This window comes from Paenibacillus sp. FSL R7-0297, from assembly GCF_038009025.1.
Taxonomy (GTDB): domain Bacteria; phylum Bacillota; class Bacilli; order Paenibacillales; family Paenibacillaceae; genus Paenibacillus_AQ.
Genome location: NZ_JBBPAQ010000001.1, coordinates 3,195,945 through 3,212,045, shown reverse-complemented (window position 1 = coordinate 3,212,045; position 16,101 = coordinate 3,195,945). Strand labels below are relative to the sequence as shown.

The 16,101-nt window shown below is 52.0% G+C and carries 11 protein-coding genes and 1 pseudogene; 3 read left to right on the top strand and 9 right to left on the bottom strand.

Annotation, left to right across the window (positions count from 1 at the left end; genetic code table 11):
- Positions 1–89 precede the first annotated feature (89 nt).
- Positions 90–2,131 (top strand): annotated as a pseudogene (locus tag MKZ24_RS14000) (serine hydrolase domain-containing protein).
- Between the two features lie 78 nt (positions 2,132–2,209).
- Here MKZ24_RS14000 and MKZ24_RS13995 read toward each other — a convergent pair.
- The gene (locus MKZ24_RS13995; protein ID WP_340783861.1) at positions 2,210–3,379 is read right to left on the bottom strand and encodes a hypothetical protein; all 1,170 of its coding nucleotides are present in this window, start codon (positions 3,377–3,379) and stop codon (positions 2,210–2,212) included.
- Positions 3,380–3,573: 194 nt separating this feature from the next.
- Between MKZ24_RS13995 and MKZ24_RS13990 the strand changes: the two genes are divergently transcribed.
- Complete coding sequence (locus MKZ24_RS13990; protein WP_445323665.1) at positions 3,574–4,107, top strand: cupin domain-containing protein; 534 nt, start codon at positions 3,574–3,576, stop codon at positions 4,105–4,107.
- A gap of 78 nt (positions 4,108–4,185) precedes the next feature.
- On the opposite strand, the gene MKZ24_RS13985 is transcribed toward MKZ24_RS13990, so the two are convergent.
- The 8 genes from MKZ24_RS13985 to MKZ24_RS13950 form a co-directional block, all read right to left on the bottom strand.
- Positions 4,186–6,303, bottom strand: a complete 2,118-nt coding sequence (locus MKZ24_RS13985) for a serine hydrolase (protein ID WP_340783858.1) — start codon at positions 6,301–6,303, stop codon at positions 4,186–4,188.
- Positions 6,304–6,383: 80 nt separating this feature from the next.
- A complete protein-coding gene (gene aroA / locus MKZ24_RS13980; protein ID WP_081956625.1) occupies positions 6,384–7,754 on the bottom strand; it encodes a 3-phosphoshikimate 1-carboxyvinyltransferase in 1,371 nt (456 codons plus the stop codon).
- On the bottom strand, positions 7,711–8,949 hold the full coding sequence (locus MKZ24_RS13975; RefSeq protein ID WP_340783855.1) for a Coenzyme F420 hydrogenase/dehydrogenase, beta subunit C-terminal domain: 1,239 nt from the start codon (positions 8,947–8,949) through the stop codon (positions 7,711–7,713). Before MKZ24_RS13975 ends, aroA begins: the two co-directional genes overlap by 44 nt.
- 18 nt (positions 8,950–8,967) lie before the next feature.
- The gene (locus MKZ24_RS13970; protein WP_340783853.1) at positions 8,968–10,146 is read right to left on the bottom strand and encodes a glycosyltransferase family 4 protein; all 1,179 of its coding nucleotides are present in this window, start codon (positions 10,144–10,146) and stop codon (positions 8,968–8,970) included.
- 21 nt (positions 10,147–10,167) lie between these two features.
- A complete protein-coding gene (locus MKZ24_RS13965) occupies positions 10,168–10,602 on the bottom strand; it encodes a hypothetical protein (RefSeq protein WP_340783851.1) in 435 nt (144 codons plus the stop codon).
- Complete coding sequence (locus MKZ24_RS13960) at positions 10,595–12,655, bottom strand: alpha-amylase family glycosyl hydrolase (RefSeq protein WP_340783849.1); 2,061 nt, start codon at positions 12,653–12,655, stop codon at positions 10,595–10,597. Before MKZ24_RS13960 ends, MKZ24_RS13965 begins: the two co-directional genes overlap by 8 nt.
- Before the next feature lie 2 nt (positions 12,656–12,657).
- Entirely contained in the window at positions 12,658–13,797 is a 1,140-nt protein-coding gene (locus tag MKZ24_RS13955; RefSeq protein WP_340783847.1) for a DUF1611 domain-containing protein, read from the bottom strand.
- A 20-nt stretch (positions 13,798–13,817) separates the two neighbouring features.
- Positions 13,818–14,960, bottom strand: coding sequence for a DUF1611 domain-containing protein (locus MKZ24_RS13950; protein ID WP_340783844.1), 1,143 nt, complete (start codon positions 14,958–14,960; stop codon positions 13,818–13,820).
- A 199-nt stretch (positions 14,961–15,159) separates the two neighbouring features.
- Here MKZ24_RS13950 and MKZ24_RS13945 point away from each other — a divergent pair, with 199 nt between their 5' ends.
- Entirely contained in the window at positions 15,160–16,071 is a 912-nt protein-coding gene (locus MKZ24_RS13945; protein WP_340783843.1) for a LacI family DNA-binding transcriptional regulator, read from the top strand.
- The last annotated feature ends 30 nt before the right edge of the window (positions 16,072–16,101 follow it).

Here is a 16,101-nt window from a genome sequence, read left to right as displayed (position 1 = left end):
TCAGGGTACTTCGGATCTTCTCCCTCCTTCTTGCTTGTATGATGAACCCAGATTTAAATTTCGAGCAGCAACAGGAGGAGGAAATAAGGATGAAGAAGTTGATTGCAGCCGTATTGGCTTCGGTGTTAGTAATCCCCATGGCTCAGGCCTCGGCACAGGAGAAGGGGACAACCGTGGAAGACAAGGCCCGCGCGCTGGCTTCGGAGATCATCTCCAATTATGGGGTAAGCGGACTACAGTATGCCATCAGGGATAAAGGTTCTATCACCCTGTCCGGGGGTGCCGGTGTGTACGATAAAGCCACTCAGGCACCGGTAACGAAGGATACGATGTTTGGGATTGGCTCGGTCAGCAAAATGCATGTCTCTGCCGGGGCGATGATCCTGGCGGATTCCAAGGCTATTGATATCGACAAGCCCCTCACTACGTATTTACCGCAGTTTAAGATGGCCGATGCCAGATATAAGGACATTACACCGCGGATGCTAATGAATCATTCGTCAGGTCTTTACGGCAGCCACTATGGCAACAGCATGCTGCTGGATGACAACGACACACAGAATCATGATGAATTACTGTCAAGGCTGGAGTCCGAACATCTGAAATCCAATCCCGGAGAATATTCGGTCTATTGCAACGATGGCTTCCAGCTGCTCGAGCTCATGATTGAGCAGGTGAGCGGATTAAGCTATTCCGAATTCCTGGACCGGTACCTAAGCAGTCCGCTGCTGTTAAGCTCGACCCAAACGCCGCTCGATACGTTTGACAGACAGCAACTGGCCAGAACCTATTTCCCGGGGCTGGAGCAGGCTCTGCCCGTTGAGAATGCCAACGTCATTGGAGCAGGTGGAATCTATTCCACGGCAGAAGAATTGACCGAGTTTGCTGAAGTGCTGATCGGAAACCGTACGGATATTTTATCCGAAGCCTCGGCCAAGGCTATGCAGGCGCCTGAATATAAGAATGGAATCTGGGTACCGGATGAACGAAATACCTTCAGCTATGGTCTGGGCTGGGATGCTGTGAGCCTGGCCCCGTTCAGCGATTACGGAATCACCGCACTAACCAAAGGCGGGGATACCATTATGTATCATGCTGCGCTAACTGCAATACCCGAATCCGATATTTCGATTGCTGTACTCTCCTCCGGCGGGAGCTCGATCTTCAATACGATTTTCGCCTCGAATGTCCTGCTGGAGTACTTGAAGGATACCGGGAAGATTGACAAGCTCCTGCCGGCCCCAACCTTCGTGCCCCCGGTAAAAGCGGCCATGCCCGCGCTGAGCTACAATCCTATTCCGGATTATACGGTACAGTGGGCGCAACAACTGCTATAGCAGTTAAGGATGGAGAGCTTGACCTGCCTGCTCTGGAAGGCGGACTGATCCCCGCACAGAAATATATTTATACAGGCAACGGGCAATTTAAGAGCAGCGATGGCCGTTCCGCCGTAAGCTTCGATCCGCAGAAGAACGGCAAAACCTACCTAAAGCTTAATGCCGAGTTGGATTTCCCCGGAGCCGGCCAGATGGTGATGGTAACCTACGAATATCAGAAGCTGGAGTCCAATCCTCTAACCCCCGTGACGAAGCAGGCCTGGGAAAAGAGAAACGGGAAAAATTACTATGCTTTGGATGAGAAAATCAATTCATTATTTTATCTGTCCCCTGCGATCCTAACGAAGAATATCGCTGTGGATGAGGGATATGCCTCGGGCACCCGGATTGTGGATGAGCACCAAGCTGTCAATGCGGCTGAAATACCGGTCATGAACGGAAGAGATGCGTTTGATTTGAACTTCTATACGAAGAATGAAGCTGAGTATTTAAGCATTGATGGCAATGCTTATATCAGCGAAGATGCGGTTCAGCCTATCTATGGGGGCCGGTCATCAATCAGTACGGTATCTGCTAATGGTCAAGGGATATGGTTCAAGATCGGTGAGAAATCAGCCGGGAAAACAATGACTGTGACGGCTCCGGCAAGCGGCGGCTTCGCTGTCTACGATGCCGATGGAATGATCGTAAACTTCTCTGTGGTGACCAAGAACCCTTCGGCAGTCTTGCCGCAAGGCGGTATGGTTGTCTTTGGCGGTCAAGCAGGAGATGTATTTAAGATTAATATGAAATGACAGTTCCACTCTAAGCGAGCAATATCAAAACAGTCGCAGGGCACCGGCATGATGACGGTACTCTGCGACTGTTTCATACTAAGGATTCATAAAGACAACCTCGTAATCGGGAAAGTCTTCCGTCCATTTGGCAATCGTCTTCGGCAGCTCAGTTGTATTCGGCACGTTGGTGTAGAACCGGACAATGGCAATATCGAATTCCTCCAGGCTGTTCTCCTCATCCGTGTCGAGCACCGCTGCCCAATAGTGGCCCTGTTTGTCATACATAATAATCGCTTCTGTCAGTGTAAACAGTCCGCGCACGCCGCCTGAGATTACGCTTGCACCCAGACCATCCAGATCCTTCGGCTTATCCAGCAGCTGCATGCTGTACAAGAACAGATCATAATCATCGCCTACCACTGTGCGGAAGGCCTTGTCTGCTGCAGCTGTCTTGAAGACACCTGTATCCTTCAGCGTGTAGACACCCTCTTTGTAGGGACCTCGGGCATATTCGCCGGTGTAGGTTACATTCGCTCCCGCAGAGTACACTGGCGAAGGGCTGGTTACATACAGCTGGCCGTTCAGCAGGTAGAAAAAGACAACAGAACCGTCCTCTTCCTTATATACAGCCATCCGTTTGCGGACCACGGCCGACTCCTCATACAGCTGGCCGGAATGGCCGCCATCGAACGCATCGATGGAAAAGGTCAGCTTATCGCTCTTGACGTTGCTGAATGTTGCATATCCCCCATAGAAAGGCGATTTGCTCGCCATATACCATTCGCCGTTCCACTCAGCAGCTGCCGGAACCTTGACACTCTTGGAAGCTGTTGCCGTCAACGCCTCTACCGGCAGCTGGCGGGTACCGTCCGGATTGCTCCATACCCCGGCAAAACCGGTGCCGGCAATCCACCAGCCCTCGAAGCGGCCCGTTTCCTTGCCCTTGGCATCATATTCATACATATTGACTATTTTGCCGCTGACATCACCTGAGAGCTTGATCGTCTTTTTGTATTTGTCGTAATAATAACTGCCCGTCAGCTTCCCGCTGCTCTCAATCTTGACCGACATATGAATCGGCAGATTCCCGTTAATTGCGCCGGTCAGCGGCACCAGTCCGTTCGTGGCCGGACTCTGGGTTGTCGCCGCTGCGACCTGAACCGGAGCAGCCTTGTCTTGTACCGGAGCGGCAGCCGCCGCCGGGATAATGAAGAGTGCGGGCAGCAGCAGCGCGGCAGCCAGCAGTGTACCTATTTTACGTATCATAATGAACCCTCCCTTTCACGCCATCTACAACAGATATATTACACTGTATGCCATGAATTACCCTATAGTTGTCAGATAGACCCTCAGATTATCAAGACCCGGGAGAAAATTATCAGCAAGAGGGAACTACAGGATAGGCCAGGAAAGAGTTTGGGTAATGACAACTAAAGACAAGGACAAGGAGATGATTAGGGTTGCCAGAATCTCATCATGACAGACCGAAGCAGGATGGCTCCATAGAAACCTTCGCCTTCAAAGCCGACAAGCTGCTGCCGAATAATCCGGAGCTTCCGGCAGTTCTGTATAAAGGTGCATTTCAGGAGAATCCGGAAAGCGCAGAACAGATCTTCAATGACAACGGCTGGCTGAACAGCTGGGTGAACGGGGTATTCAGCTATCACCATTACCATAGCAATGCGCATGAGGTGCTCGGCGTAATGTCCGGCAGCGCCAGCCTGCAGCTGGGCGGCGATGCCGGCCGCAGGGTTGAGGTATCGGCCGGAGACGTACTGGTGCTGCCTGCCGGTACGGCGCATAAGCGGCTCACCTCCTCGCAGGACTTCCGCATCGCCGGTGCTTATCCCGGCGGAGCAGATTACAACACCCGCCGGGCCACGCCGGACGACTTCGAAGCGGCGCTCCCTGAAATCGGCCAAGTGCCGCTGCCGGATAGTGATCCTGTTTATGGTGAGGCAGGTCCGCTGTTGAAGGTATGGGGAAAGAGTTGAGCTTCCGGATAGTTGAAAGACTTTGCGAACCCAAAGAAAGAGCACATCCCTTAGAATGTGCTCTTCTTTGAGTCAAGATTATTTACCCGCTTCGCCGGATTTCTCCGCCAGTCCGGCTACGATCTGATTCATCGGATTCGTGAACAGGGCATACAGAATGGCAGCATTCTCCTGTTTACTTAGGGCTTCTCTGGACTTGAAGTCAACAGCGCCTTTGGCATCCGCCTTGATGTCCGGTCCGTATAATCCCAGAGCCACAGCCATCTTCACTGCCGGAACTGCCCATTTATCCGTATTCCCCGCCAGCTTCACATCCTGGAACAGTTTATCCGGGTATTGTGCACTTAGCAGTCTCCATACCATGACCGCCGCCTCCTGGCGGGAGATGACCCGGTCAGGCTGGAATTCTCCGCCCGCTGTTCCCTCCACCATTCCGAGTTCTACAGCCATTTGTATATAGCCGGCATCCGGATGTCCCTGCAGATCAGGGAACGCCAGCTTGGTAGTCTTGCTTTCTTTGACACCGCTGCTCTCCAGCATCAGCCGCACATACTCGGCACGCGTGATTCCCGCCTCAGGCTGAAAGCTGAGCGCCGCATCATTCGGCAGATAGCCCAGCGACTGCAGCATCATAACCGGGGTCGCATAAGGATGGCTTGCTGTGACATCGGAATAACCAACGCCGTCCGGCCCTTTCTGCTCATAGCCGTATGGATTAAGGTACGGCTCTTTCAGATAAGCTCCTTGTCCGCCCGGCGTCAATTCAAAGCCGGTAAATTTCTTGGTAAGCTCATCGATGAACAGATTATCATCTACCTGGCGCAGCTGGCGGGTGCCAAGGAAGGCGTCACTAATGGTAAGTGCACCCTCTTGCATAGCAACTGTAGAGACCAGGCTCTTGAGCCGGAGATCCGCATAGTATCCGGTGAACGCATCCAGAGCTTCAGCGCTCAGCGGCTGGAAGGCGTCCAGCTTCGCCGGTGCGGCATATTGCGGGAAGAATGCCTGAATGAACGCCGGGTAGAACAGCTCCCGCAGTGCGCTCTGCTGATTATAGGCAATGAACACCCCGGTGTTCTGCTCCGGGATCAGGAACATATAAGTGCTGAAGCCGATTAAATCGCCTGCTTTGGTGATAATCTTGGAGCTGCTGCCGGCACCGGGAAGCTGAATCGGTGCTTCGAAGCCGTAGGTGGTATTCGGCAGCAACGGGTGGATGGAGGAACGGTATTCCTCCATGGCATCTACGGTACTTGCAGCCAGAATGCGGTTATTCCCGGAAACGCCCCCATTCAGAAAAGCCGTCATGAACTTGCCGATATCATCCGCAGTAGAGAGCATCCCTCCTTGCGGCATAACAGTCGGAGTTACTGTATACAGATCAAGCGCCTTGCCGGTGGCATCATAGGCGGTAGCAAGCTCATCTTTCAGCTTGCCTTCCAGCAGGAAGCCGCTTGAATCCATATTCAGCGGGGCAAACACATGCTTCTCCAAGTAATCCTCATAGGGCTCGCCGCTGGCTTTCTCCACCACCAGACCGAGCAGCATTGAAGCGAAGTTGTCATACATGTAGGAAGTCCCCGGCTCTCGGACAACCGGCGGCATATTCCGCAGCACATAATCCTCGATCGACACCTTGGTTTCGAAATCATCGTTGATATCTTCCGGCTGCGGGTCCTGAATCCGGAAGCCGGTGGTATGGGTCAGCAGATCCTCCACCGTTACCGGAACGCCGAAGGGATTGTCGAAGACAATAGGTCCGGTATAGACTTGAAAATCCGCTTTCAAATCGATTTTGCCTTGCTCTACCAGCTGCATGGCAGCAGCGGCAGTGAAGGTTTTGGATACCGAGGCCATGCGGAAGACCGTTTCATCCGGGTCTACCGCTGTTTTGGCAGCCTTGTCTGCGTAGCCGAAGCCTTCTTCAATCACCGTCTTGCCATCCTTGACCACAATGACAACCGCGCCGGCAAGCTGCGCTTTCACCTCATCCGAGCTGAAGAATTGCTTGAGGAATGCTGCGGCATTCTCCTTTGTTAGGGGCTTGGCTTGTCCGGCTACAGACGCCGGAGGTGCAGATACCGCAGGAGCGGCAGACGCTTGTACCGCCGGGGCCGCCAACGTTAGAATCAGGGCAGCAGCAAGCACTGTCCTCGTCCAAAAGGCCGAACGGTTACGCAATATAGACAACTTCACTAACATCACTCCATTTCCATTGAATTAACAGGCATAGTTGTTTCTACGCCATTTCATGGAAATGGGTTCAATTATTTCCCCTACAATGGATGCAAAATATCAATATGCGCAAACTGTGAGAGATCCTCTACGAAGCCTGGATAAGAAATATTGATACAGCCGCAGTTACGGATGATCGAAGGCTCCTCCAGGCTGCTGGCCAATACAGCGGCGGTCATGGCGATCCGGTGATCGCCGCAGCTGTCTACAATGGCAGGCGATAGACGCTGTCCGCCATGAATGACCATTTCGTCCTCACTGCAGGTAGTTTCCACGCCGAATGCTCTTAGCACCCCTGCAGTGGTCTGAATCCGGTTCGTATCCTTGTCTCTCAATTCCCGGCAGTTCCTGATCACAGAATCCCCTTCAGCGAATACCGATACCGCAGCGAGCAGAGGAACCTCGTCTATCAAGCTCTGTATTTGCCCGTTGCCTTCAGCACAGACAGGGGACAAACGGGTTCCCGGCGTGCAACAGATATCTGCGATGGGCTCCCCGGATATCAGCTCCTGTTCCGCTTGCAGCGTCAAAGGAAGCCCCATCTCTGTGAGCAGACGGATGAATCCGCTCCGGGTTGGATTAACACCCACCCCCTTAATCAACAGGCTGCCCTTGCGCTCCATTCCCCGGATAGCATAGGCAGCCAGCAGAAAAGCCGCTGAGGACAGATCCCCCGGAACCCTTACATCTTTGGCGGAAAAGGCACTTCCTCCCTTCAGGAAGGTAACATCATTATCAGAATGAATATCTATGCCGAAATACTGCATCAGGCGTTCGGTGTGATCCCGACTTTGACAGTTTTGCCGGTAACATGTGATTCCGTCCGCATATAATCCCGCGAACAGCAGGGCGGACTTTTCCTGTGCACTGAATACGGTGGCTTCCATTTCTATGGGGGACAAGGGTGATGCCCCCTGAATCCGCAGAGGCAGACAGCCCTTCACCCCAAGATATTCAATCACAGCCCCCATGTCTGTAAGCGGCTGAACAACCCAGTCCATCGGTCTTGCCGAGAGCAGTGAGTTTCCCCCGAGTTCCGCTGCAAAGGACTGTCCTGCCAGGACGGACAACATCAACCGGGCCGATGTGGCCGTATTCCCGACCTCAAGTCTGCCCGCCGGTGCCTGCAAGCCCCGAAGCCCTCTTCCATTCACAGACAGATCATCCCCATTCCATGCAAACGTTACACCTAATTGGCGGAGAATCGCGATACAGCTCTGAGTGTCACGGGAACGCAGCACATTATACACCGTGGCTTGGCCTTCAGCGATAGCATTCAGGACGATCGCCCGCTGGGAAATTGATTTGTCTCCGGGAACCGAATCGAATTGGAAGGAACCCAACTCCTGCTTCGCCTTAATCCGCAAATCACATTTGGCCGGTAGCCCGACCCTGCTTCGTCCCAATTCCAATTCTGATCACCTCGTCATCCGAGAGTATTTGCGAGTAATCCATATCTCTTCCGGGAGCCAGCGGAATCCTCCGGTCGCCCATTGCTGCATAGCTGCGGTACCGCTGCCGTTTCCGCTCCAGTCCAAGGTTATTCTCAAAGGTGTAATCGTACAGCTTGACCGCGTTCCGGCGCACCGCAAGCTCAAGCAGGTCAGCTCCTGTCTTCGTTCGCACCATTACCGTGGAAGAGGCTTTGGCAGATATCCCTTCCCTGCTGGAATCAAAAATATTAGGATCTCCATCCGAAATCGAAATATCAGCAATGCCTGACCACCAGTCCGGACAAGCAAGACAGCGAAAGGTTTTAAACTTTTTGAATTCCTCCACCAGCCGGTAAAAGGGCAGATAATGCTCCTGCCCCTGACGGGTCCTGACCATGAACTGTCCCGGATATTCCCCTTCCCGGTATCGCATCAAAACTACGTCAGCCAATTCGATCCCCAAGATCTCCGTAATCAGATGCTCGGTCCCCCCCAGTGAAGTGTTGGAGGCGCATCCAAGCTCAATCGTGAACGCCACTTTGTCTGCCAATACAGTGGACGGCGAGTGTTCCGGCAGATTTAGCAGCTTATGGATGCCTTGAATCTGGCAAGGTACGCCTATAATGCCGATCTTGTCATATCTGCGATCCTGCAGCAGATCCAGATTGGGGGTGATACAGTAGCTGGTCTGGGCACATTCGATAATCCGGTCCACTGAATCGGCAAGGTAGGCCTTCGGCACCCAGGGACGCTCCTTATCTCTTCCCACAACAATCACCGCGTCAGCAAGCTTCTCCTCCAGCGCGGTAACCGCCAGGATTGTCCCTGCCCCGCCGGCTGCCGCCCGCCCGAGAATCTCCGGGTCTGCCGCCGACAATTGACAGGTAGACAAGTAGATGCCGGTCCAGCGTTCAAGCTCTGAACGGTTGCGGCCGAAGATGCGCCGCTCGGATTCCATAACGCCTGTATCATAGCCCGGGCACACCTCCGAGCAGAGATTACAGCTTCCGCAGGTGTCGGCCGCCTGGCTCTCCAGACCCTGAAAGACCGGGAGCGAGATGGAATCTCCGATCATCGCAAGCAGACCTTGGGGACACACTGCAGCGCACAATCCGCAAGAGGCGCATAGCGATAGATCTAGAATCTCTTCCTTGAGCGTTATAAAAGATGTCATACCGGCATCTTCCCTTCCTTATAATCTCACGCCGCTCAGCGCGGAATAGACTTCTCTGGTTCTGTCAGCAATGGGGGTCCAGTCATACCGGAGCAGCACCTCCCGCCGGGCTGCTTCTGCAAGCAGGCTCCCCTCATCAGGCTCACGGAGCAACTGTAGAATCCGGCCTGCAAGCATGCCAGAATCCCCGGATATGCTGGTGAGTCCGGTCCGCCCATGCTCGACAATCTCGGCCAGTCCCCCTTCTTCAGACACAATTACCGGTGTACCGCTGCCCATCGCTTCCAGTGCCACAATGCCGAAGGGCTCATATAAGCTGGGAAAGACACAGACATCGGCAATTTGGAACAGATAGCTTTTCTCCAGGCTGTCCACGAAGCCGGTGAAGTGAATGCTTGTACCCAGCTCAGCCGCACTGGCCTCAAGCTCGGCGAACATCGGTCCCCGGCCTGCGATAATACAGGTGCAGTGCGGGAATTCCCGCACTACCTCATGCATGCTTTGCAGCAGCACCTGTACTCCTTTTTCCTTCACTAGTCTTCCAATGAACAAAATAATCTTTCCGCCGTTCTGCGCATACTGCTCTCGTCTGAAGGAATGTGCGGGAATCAGCTCCAGTGAACGGAGATCAATGCCGTTCGGAATAATCACCGTCCTTGACTCCTCAAGACCATGCACAGTGCAGACCTCCCGCTGCATATGCAGGCTGCATACAATAACCTTGTCCGATGTTGAGACCAGTTCATTCTCAAGGGCATGAATCGTGTGCTGCTGAGGCGTGAATACTCCCTGGTTCCGTCCAAACTCCGTAGCATGGATTGTTGTAACAAGCGGTAACGACAGACGTTGACGGAGTATAAGGGCTGCGTAGCCGACCAGCCAATCATGCGCGTGAATAAGATCGAGGCTTACGTTCCCGATTAGCCGGGATACAACGTAATCTACAATCGCCAGATTGAACTCAAGCACCCAATCCTCGAAATCGGTCAAGTTCTCATAAGAATTCACACGGTGCACGTATACGCCGTTCTCCACTTCCAGAACGGGCCGCCCGGGAGCGCTGTTGGTGATTACATGAACCTCGGTCTGCCCGCTTGCCAAATGCCTGGACAATTCATAGACATGCGGGGCCATCCCTCCGATCACCATAGGCGGATACTCCCAGGACAGGATTAAGACAGATGCGCTGGACTTCATAGGTTGTCCCCTCCTAATCTCTCAATGTGTAGATAGTGAATATCCTGTGAAGAATTCCCACCATGTATTTTGCTCCAGCAGCGGAGGTGAAGAATGGTCTCTCTGGAAGGAAAGCCAGTCGGAATACTCAAGGCTGCCGTCATCACAAACAAATAACACATTAGATCTTAAAATTGGTACAAACGTTTGCACTTTTTTAATAATCCCTAAATCAGCATAATAGTAACGGTCTAGCGGCCTGGGAATCTGCATCTCCAGCGTTTGCCCGAGCGGCCTGTACACTGGGAACAGGAACTGGGCAAATTTGTTATCGGATGAGAGGGTGGTTAGCCGGACAGCCTGCTGCAGCTCAAGCCAGCCGCTTTTAAAATGCCAGGCAATCAGCCGCCTTGTCTCTTCGTCCAGTACCGTTCGGAAGATCAGACGCGTCCCGTCAAACTGCAATCTCTCATCCATACGCAGCATCTCCTTCGGATAACAGATTAGCTTCCTGGTGACATCCCTGCCACTCCACTATCATTTCCGATACACCCTCCGCAGGCGTATGAATGTAATGAGCCTCCCCTTGCTCCATGCGCACAATACCAGAGTCACCCCTTAGCAGAAAGTTGAACTCGATCCGGCAGTCTGCGGGCAGACTGATATCGCAATACCAGCTTGGATACCGGTAGACAATATGATTGTAAAACGGCCCTGCGGCCCTCTCTGCTTGCCATTCTCCAAGCTCATACACGTTTCCCGTCACATAGACCCGAGTATCATATTCGGTATGCAGATTCTTGACTACCAGCCTTACCGTGACCAGCGTTCCTGTCCACACCGTCAGTTCTTCCGCCAGCTGGAACTCGCTCTCCCCGCCTGTCAGACCTTGTACACAATGTGTTCCCGCCGGGACCGCCGGAATCTTGGCTACGATCTTCTCCGGTTGCCATGAGATTACATCAGCCTCATAACCGCCAACCCTCAGACGGCCGTTGTCCCCTAAATGTCTGCCCCGGATAATAAGCTCGCTTCCCGGCGCCGCTGCTTTGGGATAGAAGTGCAACGCATCCAGCTCCTCCAGATCTGACTCATGAACATAGATATAAGCAGACTGAGGTGCCAGTATCACATTTTGTATGTCCCCTTCGGCTCCGGCAACTGCCTGACGGTCTGGATAAATGTCCTTAAGCAGGCTGGAGTAAGCGCCTTGCGGCAGGGAAGTAACCAGCGGAGGCAGTGTATGTCCGCTTTCACCCTGATTAATTAGAATAAGTGCAACATCCTTCTTGTAGCTGCGCTCGAATACGAGCACTCCCGAATTCAAATACAGCAGCTTCGTATTACCGTAACCAATCGCAAGATTACATGCTCTTAAACGATTAAGCTGAGCCACTAACCGGTAGGCCGTAGTCTCCCTGCTGAAGGAGCTCATCATAGCACGATTGCCGGGATCATCCCCGCCGCTCATGTACTGCTCGGTTCCATAGTACACCACAGGCAGGCCTGCGGAAGTCAACAGCAGCACAAGCGCCAAATCCGTAAGCAAAGGATCAGAATCCCGGGTAAACCGGCTCATATCATGATTATCCAGAAAAATAAGCTGGTCATTCAAATGCTTATAGCTGCCGGAGGATTCGCATAGCATTTCAGCGAAAGCACCGAAGCCCTGCCGCCCATGAAAGGCCTCGCGGATCGCATGGGTGAACATAAAATGCAGCAGACTCATCCCGCTCCCATTGGCAAAGGCTGCATTGTCCTGTGTGTGGCCATGTGCTTCAAGAAACCACTCCCCGAACAGATAGGCCGGTTTCCTGGCATGGATGAAGCCGCTCAAGGAGGTTAGCCAGCCTGGGGGAATATGTTTGGCCGCATCGATCCTCACACCGTCCACCCCCAGATCCAGCCAGAAGGCAATCCCTTCCCGCAAAAGCTCATCCACTTGCGGGTTCATCTGATCCAATCCGGCAAGGTCATACAAATTCCGGTACTGCGAATCTTCGGCATCCCGAAAAGCAGTGCCGCCATTATGCAGAAATACACGCTCCAGGTCTCCCGAATAAGTAGCTACCAGCTGGCCCGCGCGGTATATTGCGCCATTCTCCATATAATCCGGCCGCAGTTCCAGTGCAGGGGACGTATGATTCGGTGTAAAATCAATAATTACCTTAAGTCCGTGCTCATGCGCTGTGCTCAGCAGGGCGCTGAATGTATCCATAGAACCAAAATAAGGATTGGGCTTCAGGAAGTCTCTGGGCCAATATCCATGATAGGAAGCCGTGCCTTCTTCATCGTCCGTGCACACATGAATGTTCTCTGCCGGCTGGGAAATCAGGATCGCGCTGACCCCCATACCGGTAAGATATCCGTCCTGAATCCTGGCAATAATTCCTGCCCAGTCGCCGCCGAGATATTTTCGCAGATTGCCTGCTCCAGAGCTGAAGAGCTCCGCTCGCGGCCGGCTGGCAGGGTTGCCTTCGCAGAACCGGTCGGTGACAATCTGATAGATGCATTCGCCCGGATTCAGCATGGTTACTTACCAGAAGCGGCCGGAATAGCATTCGCTTCCTCCAAGATAAGATTCACCGCTGCTTCTGCTTGTTCGGTAAAGAGGACATGAATATGAAATTTCTGTTCCAGTTCAAGCTTGCGGGCCAATCGTTGTTCAAGGGGATAGATCTCATAATGCCCATAAGAGGTTTCAAGCTTATCCGGCAGCAGCAGGGCAATCGGCCGCCTGGAGTAGATTCTTAAGATTTCAATCGCATCAAGTATAGCGCTGTCATCATCATAACCGGCAATCAGCAGAACATACTCCGGATCAAATGTCCGCAGCATCGCGTATCGCAGAGAATTGAAAGCAATATTCATTGTGGGGAGAATGGAGCTTTGCCCCGCCATAACGATCCAATCGCTGCCACTCTGCTGGGCTTGATGAATAACAGTATCGATATAATACGGGTACTGCTCCAACGGACGGTGCGCCAGGAATTTGAAGATATCCCCTTCAGGCTGCCCGAACAGGAATCCGGTTGGCTCTGTGATAAAGGCTGTAGCCGGAATGCCCAGCGCTCCGAACTGCCGATAGAGATTCATCTGCACGGTAAACTTGCCAATGCACCCCCGTGTAGCAAAAATACCCACTCTCTTAATCGTTCTGGGGCGGGCGAACATCAAGGCTTCCTTCTCAAACTGTCCCAGATAGCACTCAATATCTGTTCCGCCCGTGCTGTAACGCTCATCCATCTCCTGAAAGAGCTGCTCCTGAGGACTGTGAACCACATCGATTTTTAATTGCTGCTCTGCCATCCAGTTCAGGGTATCCCTGTCATAAATTTCATGAACACTGACTACCCTTAAGCCCCGGCCAGAAGCATACAAGACCAATTTCCGCCATAATTCCGCCAGATCATGCTCAGCGAATACACCTTTGTTCCCCCCAAAAGTAGTGCCGGGATCATTGAGAATCAGAGTGTCCGCATCCTTCAGACCAGCTTCCATAGACGAATGAATAAGAATTCCCGAATGCTTCCCGTCCACCTGCTCTCCGGCATCTTGTCCGTCTTCCTGCACGAAGTCGATCACCGACACAATGTCCACGCTCAACAGGTCACGAAAGCGAAGCAGACCCTGCGTGATTTTATTGAAGGGATACAGGACAACCCTTTCCATGTTCACCGCCTCCGCCCGGATCATAATTTGACAGTCTTCTTATAGCCAGCCAGCTTGGCAGCCAATCTGCCAATGTCCAGCACCGATTCAACATTCTCGGCTGCAAACCGGCTGCGGATCTCTTCCTTGCGCTGTTCTATTTCTTCCGGGGTCTTCGAGATGTATTCTCCGAAATCAACTTCGTATTTATCCGGAATCAGAATGGCAAACGGCCGGCTGCTATTGCCGTAAACGCGAAGAATATCGAGGCTGTCTCTAATCTGCTCATCATCATCGTAGCCTGCGATCAGGATCGTCAAATCGGGCTGTAAAGCGCGCAAATAGGAGACCTTGGTCGCTGCAATCACGAAATTCTCATTCGGAAGCAAGGAGCCTTGACCTGACAGCAGGACGTAATCACAGCCTTCCCTCTCTGCTTCCCGGACTGCCGCGTGAATGTAATACGGATATTGGCTCAGCGGCTTATTGGCAATAAATTTCATTATATCGCCGCCCGGTTGATTGAAGAGTGCGGCTGTGGGCTCGGTTATAATCGCCTGGACCTTCTCTCCTGCCTGCTTAAGCGCCCGGAATAATGACATTTGGGCAGTGAATTTCCCGAGGCATCCTCTTGTTGCGAATATACCTACCTTGCATATATTGCGGTTATAAGCGGTTATTTGTACGTCCATATCAAAATAAGATAAGTAAGTGGCTATTTCATCTCCAGGGGAAGGAAAAACATATTCTGTATGAAGCCGGCGCTGCAGACTTGCGGGGATTTGAGGCAGAATTTCAATCATGATTCCATTCTCGAGCAGCCATTCCAGGGTCGGACGGTCAATGATTTCGTGCACACTGATGATCCGCAGCTTGTGCTCATGGGCAGAGACAACGAGCATTCTCCACAGCTGGCTGAGCTTATGCTCACCGTACACACCCTCGTTATTTCCGAAGGAAGTTCCTGGATCATTCAGAATAAGAGTATCCGCTAAGCCAAACACCTCTTCAAAATTGTCCGTGACCGGAATGCCCGCCGCACGCCCTTCCACCAGCTCTGCTGCATCTTTGCCCTTATGCAGGACAAAATCAACAACCGCTCTTACTGTAAAATCCGTTAGATCCCTGAACCTGATGATCCCTTGCGTAATCTTATTGAAGGGATACAACACTACATTGTCCATACATAACCGCCTCCCAATAATAGAGTAAAGAATAGACAACAATCGGTAGACTTAACCGATTAAGCTGATACTACAATATTTTACATATTATATCAACAACAAGAAATAAAAGGTTTATTATGACACATCACATCCAGGATTGACGACTGATCCAGCTAATGTTAATCTTTAGGAAATCAACAGACAGGAGATTGGTGCGTTGAAAAAAACGACTATGAAGGACATCGCCATCCGTGCTAACGTATCCGTTGCCACCGTAAGCTATGTGCTGAATCGTGTGGATAATCAGACCATTCCTGAGAAGACGCGCCGCCAGATTATGGAACTGGCTAAAGAGCTCCGCTATATTCCAAACTTAGCAGCCCGCTCACTGGCAAATCAAAAAACCGGTCTGATAGGTGTATTGGTCCACAAATCCAAGTCATTGCCCTACTGGAAGCTGCATGCCCAGCTCGCCTTCATTCATGCTTTGGAGCAGCGGCTTACAGCGGCCGGTTATCATACGCTCCTCTATTCTCTGGATACCGACACCCCTTCGCTGGATATTATCGTTGAACGCAAGCTGGAAGCCGTGTTCCTCATTGATGCACAAGATAATTCCTTCTACTCGATCTCCAGACACTTTGTCGAAGGCATCCCCCTGATTCTGATCGACAGCATGATAGAGGATAAGCTTTTCAAGCAGGTGGTGTTTAATTTCCGATCAGCGCTTGAAAAAGCTCTTCCCGAAGATCTGTCGCAGGTCTGCTTGATTATGGAGGGCTTTAATAATTCGCTCCTCACCCGCTATATCCGCAGCAGTGTTCCTCTGGCTGAGGATGCCGTATTTGAGATCCATGAACTTCAGGATTTGCTTCCGGCCATGGAGCACCACCGCTTCAAGCAGGCAATTGTGATCAATGAATTCATTGGCAGCTACGTGGAGAAGTCTGGAAAGTTCGAGCATCTTACGGTCATCTGCACAAGTAATTCCCCGGAAATGCTGGGTGAAGATGTGAAGAAGATTGTTTTTCAAGGAGATAAAGCGGAGGTTGCCTATGAACTCATGCAAGAGCTATTGCACCATCCGGACTACTCCGAGCAAGTGAATAACTGTTATTATGTCGACTAATTTTTTTGAGGGTTAACTTAAGCGTTTAAG